The organism is Xanthomonas cannabis pv. cannabis (genome assembly GCF_000802365.1).
In the GTDB taxonomy this organism is placed as follows: Bacteria; Pseudomonadota; Gammaproteobacteria; order Xanthomonadales; family Xanthomonadaceae; genus Xanthomonas; species Xanthomonas cannabis.
This window is the reverse complement of sequence record NZ_JSZE01000095.1, coordinates 16,452-29,690: the sequence shown is the minus strand read 5'-3', so window position 1 is coordinate 29,690 and position 13,239 is coordinate 16,452. Positions and strand designations below refer to the sequence as shown.

Sequence of the window (13,239 nt, the reverse complement as noted above, 5' to 3'; positions counted from 1 at the left end):
GCTTCGCGCAGGAAGCCGATGATCTGCTCTTCGGAAAAACGCTTCTTCACGTCCAATCTCCTTGGGGTAGGGAATTGGACTCCAAACTGAGGTGCTACTCAAAATTGGGGGGACGTCGGGATGGTAAAGATACTGAACTATTTCTTTTTTGCCGCCATTTGCACTTGTATAGCCTGCGGCATCTATTTGTCTTCACAGAAGTCTAAAGCTAATGATTTGTCTGGAAAGCCCGGAATCAGTACGCTAAAAGCTGAAATCGAACCGTTTGCGCAAAGCTTTGGAGGAACACCCATAAATTTTTTTGATCGAGTTAGCGTTGCCGGCGGTCTGTCAGGTAACATTCGCTTGAGTCCCGGAAAGGTTCCTCCACTAGCTAATTTCAGGAGCCTAGCATTAAAAACAGGGTGGGTAGAGGTTGTGCCTGCAAAATCACCTTATTCAGTTAGCTATCGATTTTGCAAAAAGAGGATGATGCTTTTGCTCGAGCATTCGTACAAGTCTCACTGGATTTATGGAATTGAATGGGTTTCCGATGGGGAGGGAGTTTATTATTGCAAATCGAAATGAATAGCTCGGCTGGACATCCGTAGCCCCAGCCTGAGTACGATTGCAGGGGTGGCGCGCGCCTACGACAAGTTTGGCAAATCCCTCACCATCGGCGGCAAGGTACGCGAGAAGCTGTACGACACTGCCGGTTGCATGATCCAGGTCAAACGCGTAAGCGTAGCTGTCAGGAGTCGAGAGAGAAGGGGGGGGGAGGTTCAGTTATTCAGATACATCCCCAAAAGCAGAAACAGGCTTATAAAAGGGCCTGAAACGGGTTGGGGCACTTGGGAAGTCAATGGGGCACCCTCTCCGTTGGAATCGAAGAGCCTCCGGCTGAGCCTAACAACTCGTCCGAGCCAGACCAGCGCGGCGCGTCTTCACTCATGGGCTAGGAACTGTTGGTAACAATGAAGCAAGCGGGTTTCTTTATCGCAGTATTGTCCGTGGTTCTTGCTGTGGCGTGCGCTCGCTCAGTGGCTCCGTTTTCGACGGCGCATGTTGATCAATCCGTATCAGAGCAGAGCCGCTATCCGTTGGCAGCCGAGCCATCACGTGTCGGAACCTATCCAGGTCAGTCGAAGTCTGGGGCCGGCTACTTCTATGACCAAGTCCTTGAGTACAGGGTCTGGCTTCATCCCGAGCAGGGAGCGGAACCACTGGCCGGAGACGCTGATTACTTTGCCGCGTTTGCGCAATACGAGCCGGCATTGGCCTTCTCGCGGGATCACAAGGGGGCCGAGCCGCCTTTAGTGCTTGTGCGGCAGCTGGAATCCATTAATGAGCCGAAGCCCGGCGTCTATCAGCACGAACGCGCCGCACGCATCACGGAGTGGCAGCCGCAATGGCTCCCGGGGTCCAAGCGCGAGCCTGATAGCATCGCCAAGTTCCTGGCCGCCCATGCGTCAGCGCAGAAGTAAGCGTAATACTTCGTCCAGGCCCACATTGCTTTGCGGTGCGGCTAAGCCCAGGGATTAGCACTCATGGCAAGCGTCGGGACCATCTTGCTAGCAGATCAAGCGTTGGACGAGTTGTCCAATGCGGGTGTTCCAGATCATTCTTGCTTCGCCAGCAGATGTCCTGGCTGCAATCGCAACCTGCATGCCAGGCGACCACGCCGGCTTGGTACGTAACCCGCGCATCGAGACAGCTGAGGATGACCAGGAACCGCGGGCTTTCAGCGATGGGAAAAGCACCAGGTCAGGCCTGCTGGAAAGCCCTTAACCCGGCCTGCTGACGACTAACCCAAAAACGACTCCCGGTGGTCGCGAATAAACTCATCGAACGTGTGTGGTGGCATTCCGGTGAGCCGCTCGATCTCAAAGGTGGGGTCGATATCGTGATGGCCTGCCACCACGTCCGCGAACTGCACCGTGAGGCCCTTGGCCATCCAGGGCGAGTTGCCCGTGGCACGCATCAGCACGCGGAACACGGGTGTGGGCAGGTTGAGATAATGCACCTTGCGGCCAATGCCCTTTGATAGGCGCGCGGTTGCCGCCTGCATGTCGAGTGTCTCCGGCCCGGTGAGGAAATAGGTTGCGCCTGCGTGGCCTTCTTCGGTCAGCACCGTCGCGGCCACGCGCGCGATGTCGCGTGTGTCGATCCAGGACACGCTGCCCCGGCCGGCCGCCATCGGGAACACGCCCTTGGCAATCGGATCCTTGAACCACAGAAAGTTCTGCATGTATGCGGTGGGTTTGAGGATGGTCCACGCGATGCCGGACGCACGCAGGTGGTGGTCGATGAGCGCATGCGATTTCGCCCACGGCACCGGTGAGCGCACGTTGCAATCCGATGCCGAGACTTTCACGATCCGGCCGATGCCGGCGCGCTTGGCCGCATCAATTGCGGCCGTCTCCTGCGCCACCTGCCCGGGTGTGGGCGGGGTGATGAGAAACAGCGTGCTGCACCCCTGCATCGCGCGTTGCAGGGTGTCGGGTGTGTCGAAGTCGCCCAGCACGGCGTCGATGCCCTCGCGTTGCAGGTCATCCACCTGCTGCTGCTTGCGGCACATTGCGCGGAACGGTGTGCCTGCTTCTTTTAAAAGCCTGCACAGCTCGCCGCCGATACCACCCGTGGCCCCTGACACCAGAATCATGACTGCGTTACTCCTGCGGTTTGGCGGTGGAACTGGAAGCGCTGGACGCGTCGCCCAGCCATTCGGAGATGACAGTGCTCATCTCCTCGAGCGTGCGGATGGCATCGCAGAGGCGATCGAGGCCGATCCTGTCGGCAATTGCCTGGTCGACGGGCGCAACCGCGTTCTCGGCACCGTTCACCGCTTTACTGCCTGCCAGGGTGAGCGCTACGAGCTTGGCGCGCAGGTGATGTGGATTCGGCTGGAACTCGACCAGCCCCTGCTTGGCAAGCACATCGACAATGCGCTGGACCGCCTGCCGGGAAAGGCCCATGTTGCGTGCGATCGAGGCGGCGGGAAGCGGGGCGGGTGCGTACCGCAGCGCGGCCAGCACCTGCCACCACGCACTGGTGAGCCCAAGATGGGCAACCAGCTCGTTGCCCGCGCTAACCAAGCGGCCGTTAGCTGCGAACACCGTTAGCGCCAACGCGCGGACGTGTGCGTTGTCTGTTTGCATGCCATTGTTGCCATTCAAGTTGACAGCATGTTGTCAATCAAATGGTGAGCGGTACGTGATGCAGTTCTGCAGCAGCGCGTAAGACACCGCGGGATCGCAATAAGTGAACGCGGCGCCGGGGAGTGCTGCACACGCGTTCTCCGTCACTGCTCCAGATAGCAGACTGGCCCGCACCCATAAAAGTGTCGGCGGCGCCCACACAGTTGACCATCACCACGGTCGTGGAATGTTTCTTCGCGATCATCGGGTAATGCCCATAGGCCGATGCGATGCCTCGCTCACACCTCGTCACGCTTGCCAGCTATACATGAGCGACTAAGTCTGCAGCTCGTTCTGCATGGTTGCCCATATCTGGTCGTAAGCGGCATTGCGCGCCCTGGAGAAACCGTGGGCATGGCCAAATCCATTATCAACCTTCCGGCGCGCCTTATAGTCACGTAATGCCGGCTGCCTGATCGCCGTGGTCATACCGCTGCATCCGGTACACCAGCCTGCTCTACTGCTGAGCTGTTGCTACCCGACGCTACTGGCTGTTTGTACTATCGCGTCTTTCGATACACCCCACCGAATGACACGTTCATTCCACCGCATTCCAGGTTGTCGTCGACCAGCAGCATGTCGCCCAGCAACTGCAGGCGTACCTTGCACGTGTCCTCGTTGACCTCGACGCGGTTGCCGTCTGGGTAGCCGCGCGCGGTGACCGAACCCATGTGCGGGCCGCCCGGCGTCTGTTCCGGGTCGGGATGGGCGCTGGGCCAGTACGCATCGCCGTTGACGGTGATGCTGCCGTCGCCATTGGCGGTCAACTGCAGGGTGTTGTCGCCGTCGTGCCAATGGCCGTTCCACGCCTGCGCTGTGGGCGTGGCCGTGCTTGGCTGCATCTGCAGGCTGGACTGTGCGACCCAACCGGCGGTGCCGCCGCCCTTGTTGGGATAGAGCACGCAGACGTAGGCATTGCGGCGCTGCGCCGTCAGGACGATATCGTTCTTGACCACGTAGGCGCGCCCCTGGCATGCGGCTCCGCCCGTGTCCGGGCAGCCATCGGTGTCCTTGAGCAGGTACAGGCGCGGCGGGACGACCTTGCCGAGGGAGAATGCCACCGGCGCGCTGGTGAACAACCCGTTGCGGCACGTGCCATCGTCGTCAGCAGGCGCGGCGTGGACCAATGGCGAAATGCCCAACAGGGCGAGCATCCAGGCCTTACGCATGGCAATCACTCCAAATGTGGCGCGGTAGTGTGCGGCAAACCGGGCCGTCTTTCAGCAGGAAAGTGTCACTACACGCCACGCATGTCAGAGCCGCGCTGGCCCACGTGCAGTTCCACGCCCGTGCGCAGGCGCGTGCAGCCGCGTGCAGTGCGGTGCATGGTGCGCCCCGCGGCCCACGCTTGTGTCTGATTACCCCAGTGGATGTGTATGAGCCCTCTTCACCTGGGGAGGGCGATGCTGCTGTCTTCAATCGAAAGGGAGTGGAGCATGAAACAATCACTGTTGGTCCTGTCCATGGTCGCGGCGCTGGCGCTCGCTGGCTGCAAGCCGGATGCCGACAAGGAGGCCGCAGCGCCTGCCGCGTCCACCGAGCCGACGCCGACCGGTAGCGCGGCGACCCCGACCACGCCGCCTGTCGGTGAAGCCAGCCCGGCGCCGGAAGGCGCGGCGCGCGCGAGCTCCGGAGACGACATCGCCCTGGGCCTGCTCGGGGCGGTGAACAACCACGAGATCGCCGCAGCGAAGCAGGCGCAGGACAAGAAGGTCACCGGCGCGGTGCTCGAGTACGCGAAGATGATGGAGAAGGAGCACACCGAGAACCTTGAAAAGACCAAGGCGCTGGGGACGCTGGCGGAAACCCCGGACGTCAAGAAGCTGGAGAGCAAGGGCGAGCAGGACCTGTCCACGCTGGGCCAGAAGTCCGGCAAGGACTACGCGGCGGCCTACATCGATGCAATGATCGCTGGGCACAAGGACGCCTTGCAGCTGATCGAGTCGCAGATGATGACGGCCGCGTCCACCGAGCCGGTCAAGCAACACCTGACCGAGACCAAGACGCACGTCGAGCAGCACCTGGCGAAGGCGGAAGCCATCAAGAAGGCGATGTGAGCGTGGGCGTGGCAGATCGCTGGTCTGCCACGCCTGCTTTGCAAGCGGGAGGGAGCAATGTCGCCGTTCTAGAGTTTCACGGACCTGAAAAGGGAATCAGGGAAGAAACGATTCCTCCCACAACTGCCAACAGCGCCAGCACGTTGAGAATTATCGAATACAGACGCCTGGAAAAAGTGGGGCGGCGCCGGATGGCCCGGAGAATGGCGATCGGAATTAATGTATAGCCTGCACAAAGGGCAATGAAGTACCAGTTGATCTGATAAGAGGAGCCCTTGCCCAGCGCGCTTCCGACTTGAACCAAGACCACTCCACCAACGAGCGACAGGAAAGAGCGGATGGTGAATGCATTAGCGGTTCTTGTTTGAATGCTCATATCTTCACATCTCTACAATCTGGAAGGTTGCCACAGCTGGGTGCCTTATCAATGCGATCTCCTCTTACGCATCCACTGAACATGATTGCTTCAGTACCAGCGTCATCGCAACGTTGCAATGACGTCAAACGCGCTGCGGTGCCGCCACCCGGCGAAATCAGCGATGGCCATTACCCGCAAACAATCCCCGCGCTGTGCTTACGCGGCCGCTGCCTCAAGCAACTCGGCTTCGCTGGGGCGCAGTCACACAGCGTGCAATGGATGATGCAGGTGTTTATCCGTTGCGCCATGGACAATGGCGTGCCGTACGCTTGGCTCAACGTCAGAGGCCCTCAGGAGTCAGAGGTGCAATCGAAAGCGTCGAGATCTACTCCCATAGACCTAACATGGCTGTGCTTCGTTATCCTGAGCGAAAGTCTCCAGGAGTTTTGCTGCAAGGAGATACACGCCATGCGCTGTGTGCCCAGGTCGCCGACGCGCTAGCCGGTGGCCCCAATGCTTCTGAAGAGCTAAAAGATGTACACAGCAAGCTGCCCAGTATGCTTGCCCATTACACCTCAGTACTTAGCGAACATCGGCTGGACATTCCTTTCTCCCGGCCCACGGGTGCCTGACAATTTGTCCAGGCAGCTTGCGCTTGGCAGTTGGGCTTAACTCAAGCGTCGCATGCTGCTCTCCGGCGCGACTCTGGCTCAGCCTCTGACCTTTGCCGTTGCAACCGTGGCGATGGCCAGCAGTGCCACCATGACGTGGCCCCGCATGCCTGTTCTCCCAGCAGATTGAGGCTGTAGCCTCAACGCTTGGGAGTTGGCCAGTGCTGCCTGAGCCCTCACCACAGCCGGGCTTGTTTGATTTTCGTCAATTCGGCCGACACATGAAATTCGCAGGGGGGGTGCTTGACTGCATGGGTCAAGAATCGTTGCGGAGTTGCGCATGAGTGCAGTCACGGTAGGCAGGGTCGACCAGGCGTTGAGCGGGCGGGCATCAGTGCAGCAGGCGGCGGCGCAGCATGCGTCGCTGCGGCTGGCATCGGTCCGAGCGGGGGGAGGGCCGGCGCGTTGGCAGCGAGCGCTTGCAGCAGCATGGAGCGGCGGGTGCCGCGTGACGTCCATTCTTACGGTGCGTTCGCGCGCCGTTGCCTGCTGAGGGGCGGTCATGCGGATCTGTGTACTCAATGAAACGACCCCGAGCGCCACCGGGCTGGAGCAGCGCTGCGTGACGGCGCGCGAGGCCGGGTGCGACTACGTGGTGATGGCTGCGCCGTTCGAGCGTGATGCGGATGGCCGGCTCATCGAGCCGGCTGGTGCTGCCGATGCGCAGCACGGCCCGTTGCGTGAGGCGGCGCAGGCCGCGCATCGCGCCGGGGTGAAGCTGCTGATCGATCTGCGGCTGGATGAAGTGGGCGGGGCCAGCGCGGTGGTGCGCGATAACCCGCAGTGGTTCCGCGCACGCAGTATGGCGGTGCCGGACCCGCGTCTGCCGCGCGCCACGCCGGAAGTGGCCGAGGCGCGCTTCAGCTATGCACAAGAGGGCGCTGCGCTGGTGGAGTGGTGGAGCGCACGCTTGCTGGAGTGGGCCGGGCAGGGTGTGGCCGGGTTCCGGCTATTGCAGCCGCAGCAGGTGCCGGCGCAGCGTTGGCGCGAGTTGATTGCCCGCGTGCACGCGCAGGCACCGGAAGTGGTGTTTGCGGCGTGGACGCCCGGCTTGGGGCTGGAGGCGTTGCAGCAGCTGTCCGGCGCCGGGTTCGATGCGGCGTTCTCGTCGCTGGCATGGTGGGATGGACGCGGCAGCTGGTTCTTCGATGAAGACACCGCGCTGCGTGCATTGGCCTCGCAAGTGATTGCCGTGCTGGATGCACCGGACGGCAAGCGTGCTGCCGCGCCCGAGCAGCACTGGCAGCTGGCGCTGGCCCTGGGTAGTGCCTGGTTGCTGGACGATGCGCATCTGGACGCGTTGCCGTTGTCGATCCGTGCCACCGATGGTTTGCCTACCAGCAATGCCGGCATGCGGCTGCGGCCGCTGCTGCGCGAATCCACCGGGCTGACCGCGGTGGCAGTGGAGCCACTGGGCGGCTTGCCCTCCTTGTTATTGATCAATGGCGATACGCGGCATGTGGTACCGGTGCCCGCATCGGATCTGTTGCGCCTGCTCGGCGATGCCGAAGCGCTGGTGGCCGAAGACGGCCGTACCTTGTCCGGCGCAACGCTCGATGCGCTGGAGCCGGGCGAGGTGCGCGTGTATCGCAGCGTGCCGGCGCGCCATGTGCTGGCGGTGCCGCGCATGCGCCCGCGTGCGCAGACCGCCGCCACCTGGCCGAGGGTCTGCATCGAGTCGGTGACGCCGTCGGTGGACAACGGCCGTTTCCCGGTCAAGCGCACGGTGGGCGACCGCATCTGCGTGGAAGCCGATGCGTTCTGCGACGGGCACGACCGCATCGCGGTGGCGGTGCTGTGGCGCCCGGCCGATGCCAAGACCTGGTCCAGCGCGCCGATGCGGGCACTGGGCAACGACCGCTGGCGCGCGGAGTTCCCGCTGGAGCGCATCGGCACCTATGAGTTCCGGGTGGAAGGCTGGCGCGATGTGTTCGCTACCTTGCATGTGGATCTGGAAAAGAAGCGCGCGGCCAACACGGTGCTGCCGGTGGACGTGCAGGAAGCCGTCGCCGTGGTGCAGGCAGCGCATGCGCGTAGCGGTGGCGCGCTGGCCGAGCGTTTGCAGGCGGTGCTGACCCGTATCGGCGCGCAGAGCGAGCCGTTGCAGCAGCTGGCGATCGTGCTGGAGCCGGACACCGCGCAGGCGATGGCGGCAGCCGACGACAAGCCGTTCCGCTCCGAGACGCCGGTGACCTACCGGGTGGAATCGGAGCGCCGCGCGGCGCACTTTGCCAGCTGGTACGAGTTGTTCCCGCGCTCGCAAAGCGGCGACCCGCAGCGGCACGGCACCTTCGATGATGTGATCAAGCGGCTGGCACACATCCGCGCGATGAACTTCGATGTCCTGTACATGCCGCCGATCCATCCGATCGGGTTGAACAACCGCAAGGGCCGCAACAACTCGGTCACGGCGGTCGAGGGCGAGCCGGGCAGCCCGTATGCGATTGGCGCCAGCGATGGCGGGCACACCGAGGTGCATGCCGAACTCGGCGGGCTGGACGGCTTCCGCCGCCTGATCCAGGCGGCGCGTGCGCACGGGCTGGAGGTGGCGTTGGATTTCGCGATCCAGTGCGCGCCCGACCACCCGTGGTTGAAGGAGCACAAGGACTGGTTCACCTGGCGCGCGGATGGGTCGATCCCGTATGCGGAGAACCCGCCGAAGAAATACCAGGACATCGTCAACGTCGATTTCTACGCCAGTGGCGCGGTGCCGGACCTGTGGAACACGCTGCGCGATGCGGTGCTGTTCTGGGTCAACGAAGGCGTCACCCTGTTCCGCGTGGACAACCCGCACACCAAGCCGTTCCCATTCTGGGAATGGTTGATTGCCGACGTGCGCGGGCGTCGCCCGGACGTGGTGTTTTTGTCGGAGGCGTTCACCCGGCCGAAGATGATGTACCGCCTGGCCAAGTGCGGCTTTTCGCAGTCCTACACCTACTTCACCTGGCGCAACCACAAGCACGAGCTGCAGGAGTACGTGGAAGAGTTGAACGAAGGCGTGCCGCGCGAATGCTTCCGCCCGCATTTCTTCGTCAACACGCCGGACATCAACCCCACGTTCCTGCAACACAGCGGGCGCAACGGGCATCTGATCCGTGCCGCACTGGCGACCACCTTGTCCGGGCTCTGGGGCATGTACCAGGGCTTTGAATTGTGCGAAGCCACGCCGCTGGCGCCGGGCAAGGAAGAGTATCTGGACTCGGAGAAGTTCCAGCTGCGCGCCTGGCCGGAGCGTGCGCCCGGCGACATCGTCGATGAGATCACCCGCTTCAATCAGCTGCGCCGCATGCATCCGGAGCTGCAGTCGCACCTGGGCACCCGCTTCTACCAAGCGCATAACGATCAGGTGCTGTACTACGGCAAGTTCCTGGATGCGGGCTACCTGTCGCGCAGCCGCAGCATGGTGCTGGTGGCAATCAACCTGGACCCGCATGCCGGGCAGGATGCGGATATCGAAATTCCGCTGTGGGAGCTGGGCCTGCCCGATCACGCCACCGTTGCGGTGGAAGATTTGTGGGACGGGCACCGGTTCGAGTGGCAAGGCAAATACCAACACATCCGTCTAGAAGCAACGCGACCGTTCGCGTTATGGCGCATCCGCGCAGGAGAGGTCGCATGAATGCAGTTGCAGCGTTACAAGCCGATGCCGAGCAGTCGTCGGTAGTTGCCGATCAGCTTTGGTACAAGGACGCCATCATTTACCAGGTGCACGTCAAGTCGTTCTTCGACTCCAACGACGATGGCATTGGCGATTTTCCGGGGCTGATTTCCAAGCTGGACTACATTGCCGAACTCGGCGTGGACACCATCTGGCTGCTGCCGTTCTACCCCAGCCCGCGCCGCGATGACGGCTACGACATCGCCGAATACATGGCGGTGCATCCGGACTACGGCAGCATCGAGGATTTCGAGCAACTGGTGGCGCAGGCGCATGCGCGTGGCATCCGCATCGTCACCGAGCTGGTGATCAACCACACCTCCGACCAGCACCCATGGTTCCAGCGTGCACGCAATGCGCCGGCGGGCTCGCCGGAGCGCGACTTCTATGTGTGGTCGGACACCGACCAGGAATACGAAGGCACGCGGATCATTTTCTGCGACACCGAAAAGTCCAACTGGACCTGGGACCCGGTGGCCGGGCAGTACTTCTGGCACCGGTTCTATTCGCACCAGCCGGACCTGAACTTCGATAACCCCGCAGTGCTGGAAGCGGTGCTGGAAGTGATGCGCTTCTGGCTGGACCGCGGCGTGGATGGCCTGCGTCTGGACGCGGTGCCCTACCTGATCGAGCGCTCCGGCACCTCCAACGAGAACCTGCCGGAAACCCATGCGATCCTGCGCAAGATCCGCGCCACCCTGGATGCCGAATACCCGGACCGCATGCTGCTGGCCGAGGCCAACATGTGGCCGGAAGACACTCAGCAGTATTTCGGACAGAACGCCGACGAATGCCATATGGCGTTCCACTTCCCGCTGATGCCGCGCATGTACATGGCGATCGCGCGCGAAGACCGCTTCCCCATCACCGACATCATGCGGCAGACCCCGGAGATTCCGGAGAGCTGCCAGTGGGCGATCTTCCTGCGCAACCATGACGAGTTGACGCTGGAAATGGTCACCGATTCGGAGCGCGACTATCTGTGGCAGACCTATGCCGCCGACCGCCGTGCGCGCATCAATCTGGGCATCCGCCGCCGCCTGGCGCCGCTGCTGGAGCGCGACCGCCGCCGCATCGAGTTGATGACCTCGTTGCTGCTGACCATGCCCGGCACGCCGGTGCTGTATTACGGCGACGAGATCGGCATGGGCGACAACATCCATCTGGGCGACCGCGATGGCGTGCGCACGCCGATGCAGTGGTCGATCGACCGCAATGGTGGCTTCTCGCGCGCCGATCCCGCGCAGCTGGTACTGCCGCCGGTGATGGACCCGCTGTACGGCTTCCAGGCCGTCAATGTGGAAGCGCAGATCCGCGACCAGCATTCGCTGCTGACCTGGACCCGCCGCGTGCTCAGCGTGCGCAAGCGCTACCAGGCCTTCGGGCGCGGCAGCCTGCGCTTCCTGTACCCGGGTAACCGCCGCATGCTGGCCTACCTGCGCTGCTATCAGGACGAGACCGTGCTGTGCGTGGCCAACCTGTCGCACACGCTGCAGGCAGTGGAGCTGGACCTGTCCGAGTTCGAAGGCCGCGTGCCGGTGGACATCATCGGCGGCGGCAGCTTCCCGCCGATCGGCCGGCTGACCTACCTGCTCACGGTGCCGCCGTTCGGTTTCTACGCGTTCCAGCTGGTCAGCGAAGGCACCTTGCCGGACTGGCATGTGCCCAGCCCGGTGCCGTTGCCGGACTACCGCACGCTGGTGCTGCGCAGCGACACCGATGAGAGCAATGCCTTGCTCCCGCATCTGGCCACCCTGGAAGGCGAGATCCTGCCGGCCTGGTTGTCGGCGCGGCGCTGGTTCTCGGCCAAGGATCAGGCGTTGAAGAACGTGCGCATCTCGCGCCGCACACCGTTGCCGGGCGATGAGCCGATGAGCCTGCTGGAACTCGACGCAGAGCTGGAAGATGGCCGCCACGAGCGCTACATGCTGCCGATCGGCATCGTGTGGGAGCGCGACCACCCCAGCACGCTCGCCGAGCAGCTGGCATTGGCGCGGGTGCGCCAGGGCCGCGAGGTGGGCTATCTCACCGATGCGTTCGCCCTCAAGCCGATGGTGCGCGGCGTGATCGATGCGCTGCGCAGCAATGCGGTGCTGGACGTACGCGATGGCGACGATGCCGCGCAGCAGGGCCAGGTGCGCTTCGAAGCGACGCCGGCACTGGCCAGGCTGGAGATCCCCGCCGACCCGGACATCCGCTGGCTGTCGGCCGAACAGAGCAACAGCTCGCTGGTGGTGGCCGACAAGGCGGTGTTCAAGCTGCTGCGGCATGTGGCCGACGGGGCGAACCCGGAGATCGAGATCGGCCGCCGCCTGACCGAGATGGGCTACGCCAACGCCGCGCCGTTGCTGGGCAGCGTCAGCCGGATCGACGCACAGGGCACCGTCACCACTATTGCCTTGTTGCAGGGCTTCATCCGCAACCAGGGCGATGCCTGGCGCTGGACACTGGATCACCTGGCGCGCAGCTTCGACGAGTACGCCACTGCGCAGACCGACGAAGCACGTGCCGAAGCCATTGCCGGGTACGACGCCTTTGCCGCGGTGGTCGGCAAGCGCCTGGCCGAGCTGCATGAAGCCTTGTCGCGTGCCAGCGACGATGCCGACTTCGCCCCGCAGCGTATCGACCTGCCCGCCGCCAACGATGTGGTGGCCGGTGTGGCGCGACAGGTGGAAGAGATGTGGGACACGGTCAATACGCGGCTGGCAGGCACCGACGACGCCACCGAACGCGAGGCGCTGGAAGCGGTGCTGGCGCAACGCCCGCAACTGGACAGCCTGTTGGCCAAGGCACCCAGCGTGCTGGCCGATTCGCTGCTGACCCGCGTGCATGGCGACTTCCACCTGGGCCAGATCCTGGTGGCCTTTGACGATGTGGTGTTGATCGACTTCGAAGGCGAGCCGGCCAAGCCGCTGGCCGAACGCCGCGCCAAGGCCAGCCCGCTACGCGATGTGGCCGGCTTCCTGCGCTCGCTCGATTACGCCAGCGAAGTCTCGGCACGTGGCGAAGAAGGCACGGCCGCGCGCGCAGGCGTCGGTGTGGACACGCATCTGGACGAATTCCTGGTGCAATTCCGCCGCCGCTCCACACAAGCCTTCCTGGACGCTTACCATGCCGTGCTCGACGCCAGCGCCCACCCGTGGATTGCGCCGGCGGCGTTCAACGCGGCCACCTTGCTGTTCCTGGTGGAGAAGGCCTGCTACGAGGTGCGTTACGAAGCGGCCAATCGCCCGGGTTGGTTGATGGTGCCGATCGAAGGCTTGCGACGCATCCTGCAACGTGCACGCGCCGGTGCAGGAGACACATGATGAATGGAGTA

The 13,239-nt window shown here is 63.2% G+C and carries 10 protein-coding genes; 6 read left to right on the top strand and 4 right to left on the bottom strand.

All coding sequences use genetic code 11. The features are described 5' to 3' along the window. Window positions 1–120 precede the first annotated feature (120 nt). Entirely contained in the window at window positions 121–567 is a 447-nt protein-coding gene (locus OZ10_RS22280; RefSeq protein ID WP_139051340.1) for a hypothetical protein, read from the top strand. Between the two features lie 386 nt (window positions 568–953). Beyond that, window positions 954–1,463: a hypothetical protein gene (locus OZ10_RS15425; RefSeq protein WP_202903023.1), complete on the top strand. Its 510-nt coding sequence runs from the start codon at window positions 954–956 to the stop codon at window positions 1,461–1,463. A gap of 320 nt (window positions 1,464–1,783) precedes the next feature. Here OZ10_RS15425 and OZ10_RS15420 read toward each other — a convergent pair whose 3' ends face one another. From OZ10_RS15420 to OZ10_RS15410, 3 genes are all read right to left on the bottom strand, one after another. Then, the gene (locus OZ10_RS15420) at window positions 1,784–2,641 is read right to left on the bottom strand and encodes an SDR family oxidoreductase (RefSeq protein WP_039565752.1); all 858 of its coding nucleotides are present in this window, start codon (window positions 2,639–2,641) and stop codon (window positions 1,784–1,786) included. A 7-nt stretch (window positions 2,642–2,648) separates the two neighbouring features. Further along, window positions 2,649–3,137 carry a MarR family winged helix-turn-helix transcriptional regulator gene (locus OZ10_RS15415; protein ID WP_039407147.1) on the bottom strand — a complete coding sequence of 163 codons (489 nt, stop codon included), beginning with the start codon at window positions 3,135–3,137 and terminating at the stop codon, window positions 2,649–2,651. A gap of 539 nt (window positions 3,138–3,676) precedes the next feature. Continuing rightward, complete coding sequence (locus tag OZ10_RS15410; RefSeq protein ID WP_039407001.1) at window positions 3,677–4,345, bottom strand: hypothetical protein; 669 nt, start codon at window positions 4,343–4,345, stop codon at window positions 3,677–3,679. 294 nt (window positions 4,346–4,639) lie between these two features. Between OZ10_RS15410 and OZ10_RS15405 the strand changes: the two genes are divergently transcribed. Then, a complete protein-coding gene (locus tag OZ10_RS15405; RefSeq protein ID WP_236726986.1) occupies window positions 4,640–5,233 on the top strand; it encodes a DUF4142 domain-containing protein in 594 nt (197 codons plus the stop codon). Between the two features lie 76 nt (window positions 5,234–5,309). Here OZ10_RS15405 and OZ10_RS21525 read toward each other — a convergent pair whose 3' ends face one another. Further along, window positions 5,310–5,609 carry a hypothetical protein gene (locus tag OZ10_RS21525; RefSeq protein ID WP_081419577.1) on the bottom strand — a complete coding sequence of 100 codons (300 nt, stop codon included), beginning with the start codon at window positions 5,607–5,609 and terminating at the stop codon, window positions 5,310–5,312. A gap of 257 nt (window positions 5,610–5,866) precedes the next feature. Here OZ10_RS21525 and OZ10_RS23235 point away from each other — a divergent pair, with 257 nt between their 5' ends. The 3 genes from OZ10_RS23235 to treS all read left to right on the top strand — a co-directional run bounded on the left by OZ10_RS23235 (window position 5,867) and on the right by treS (window position 13,228). Further along, complete coding sequence (locus tag OZ10_RS23235) at window positions 5,867–6,223, top strand: DUF6959 family protein (RefSeq protein ID WP_414428503.1); 357 nt, start codon at window positions 5,867–5,869, stop codon at window positions 6,221–6,223. A 541-nt stretch (window positions 6,224–6,764) separates the two neighbouring features. Then, window positions 6,765–9,881, top strand: a complete 3,117-nt coding sequence (locus OZ10_RS15395) for a maltotransferase domain-containing protein (RefSeq protein WP_039407009.1) — start codon at window positions 6,765–6,767, stop codon at window positions 9,879–9,881. Then, entirely contained in the window at window positions 9,878–13,228 is a 3,351-nt protein-coding gene (gene treS / locus OZ10_RS15390; RefSeq protein WP_039407011.1) for a maltose alpha-D-glucosyltransferase, read from the top strand. Before OZ10_RS15395 ends, treS begins: the two co-directional genes overlap by 4 nt. Window positions 13,229–13,239: the final 11 nt, after the last annotated feature.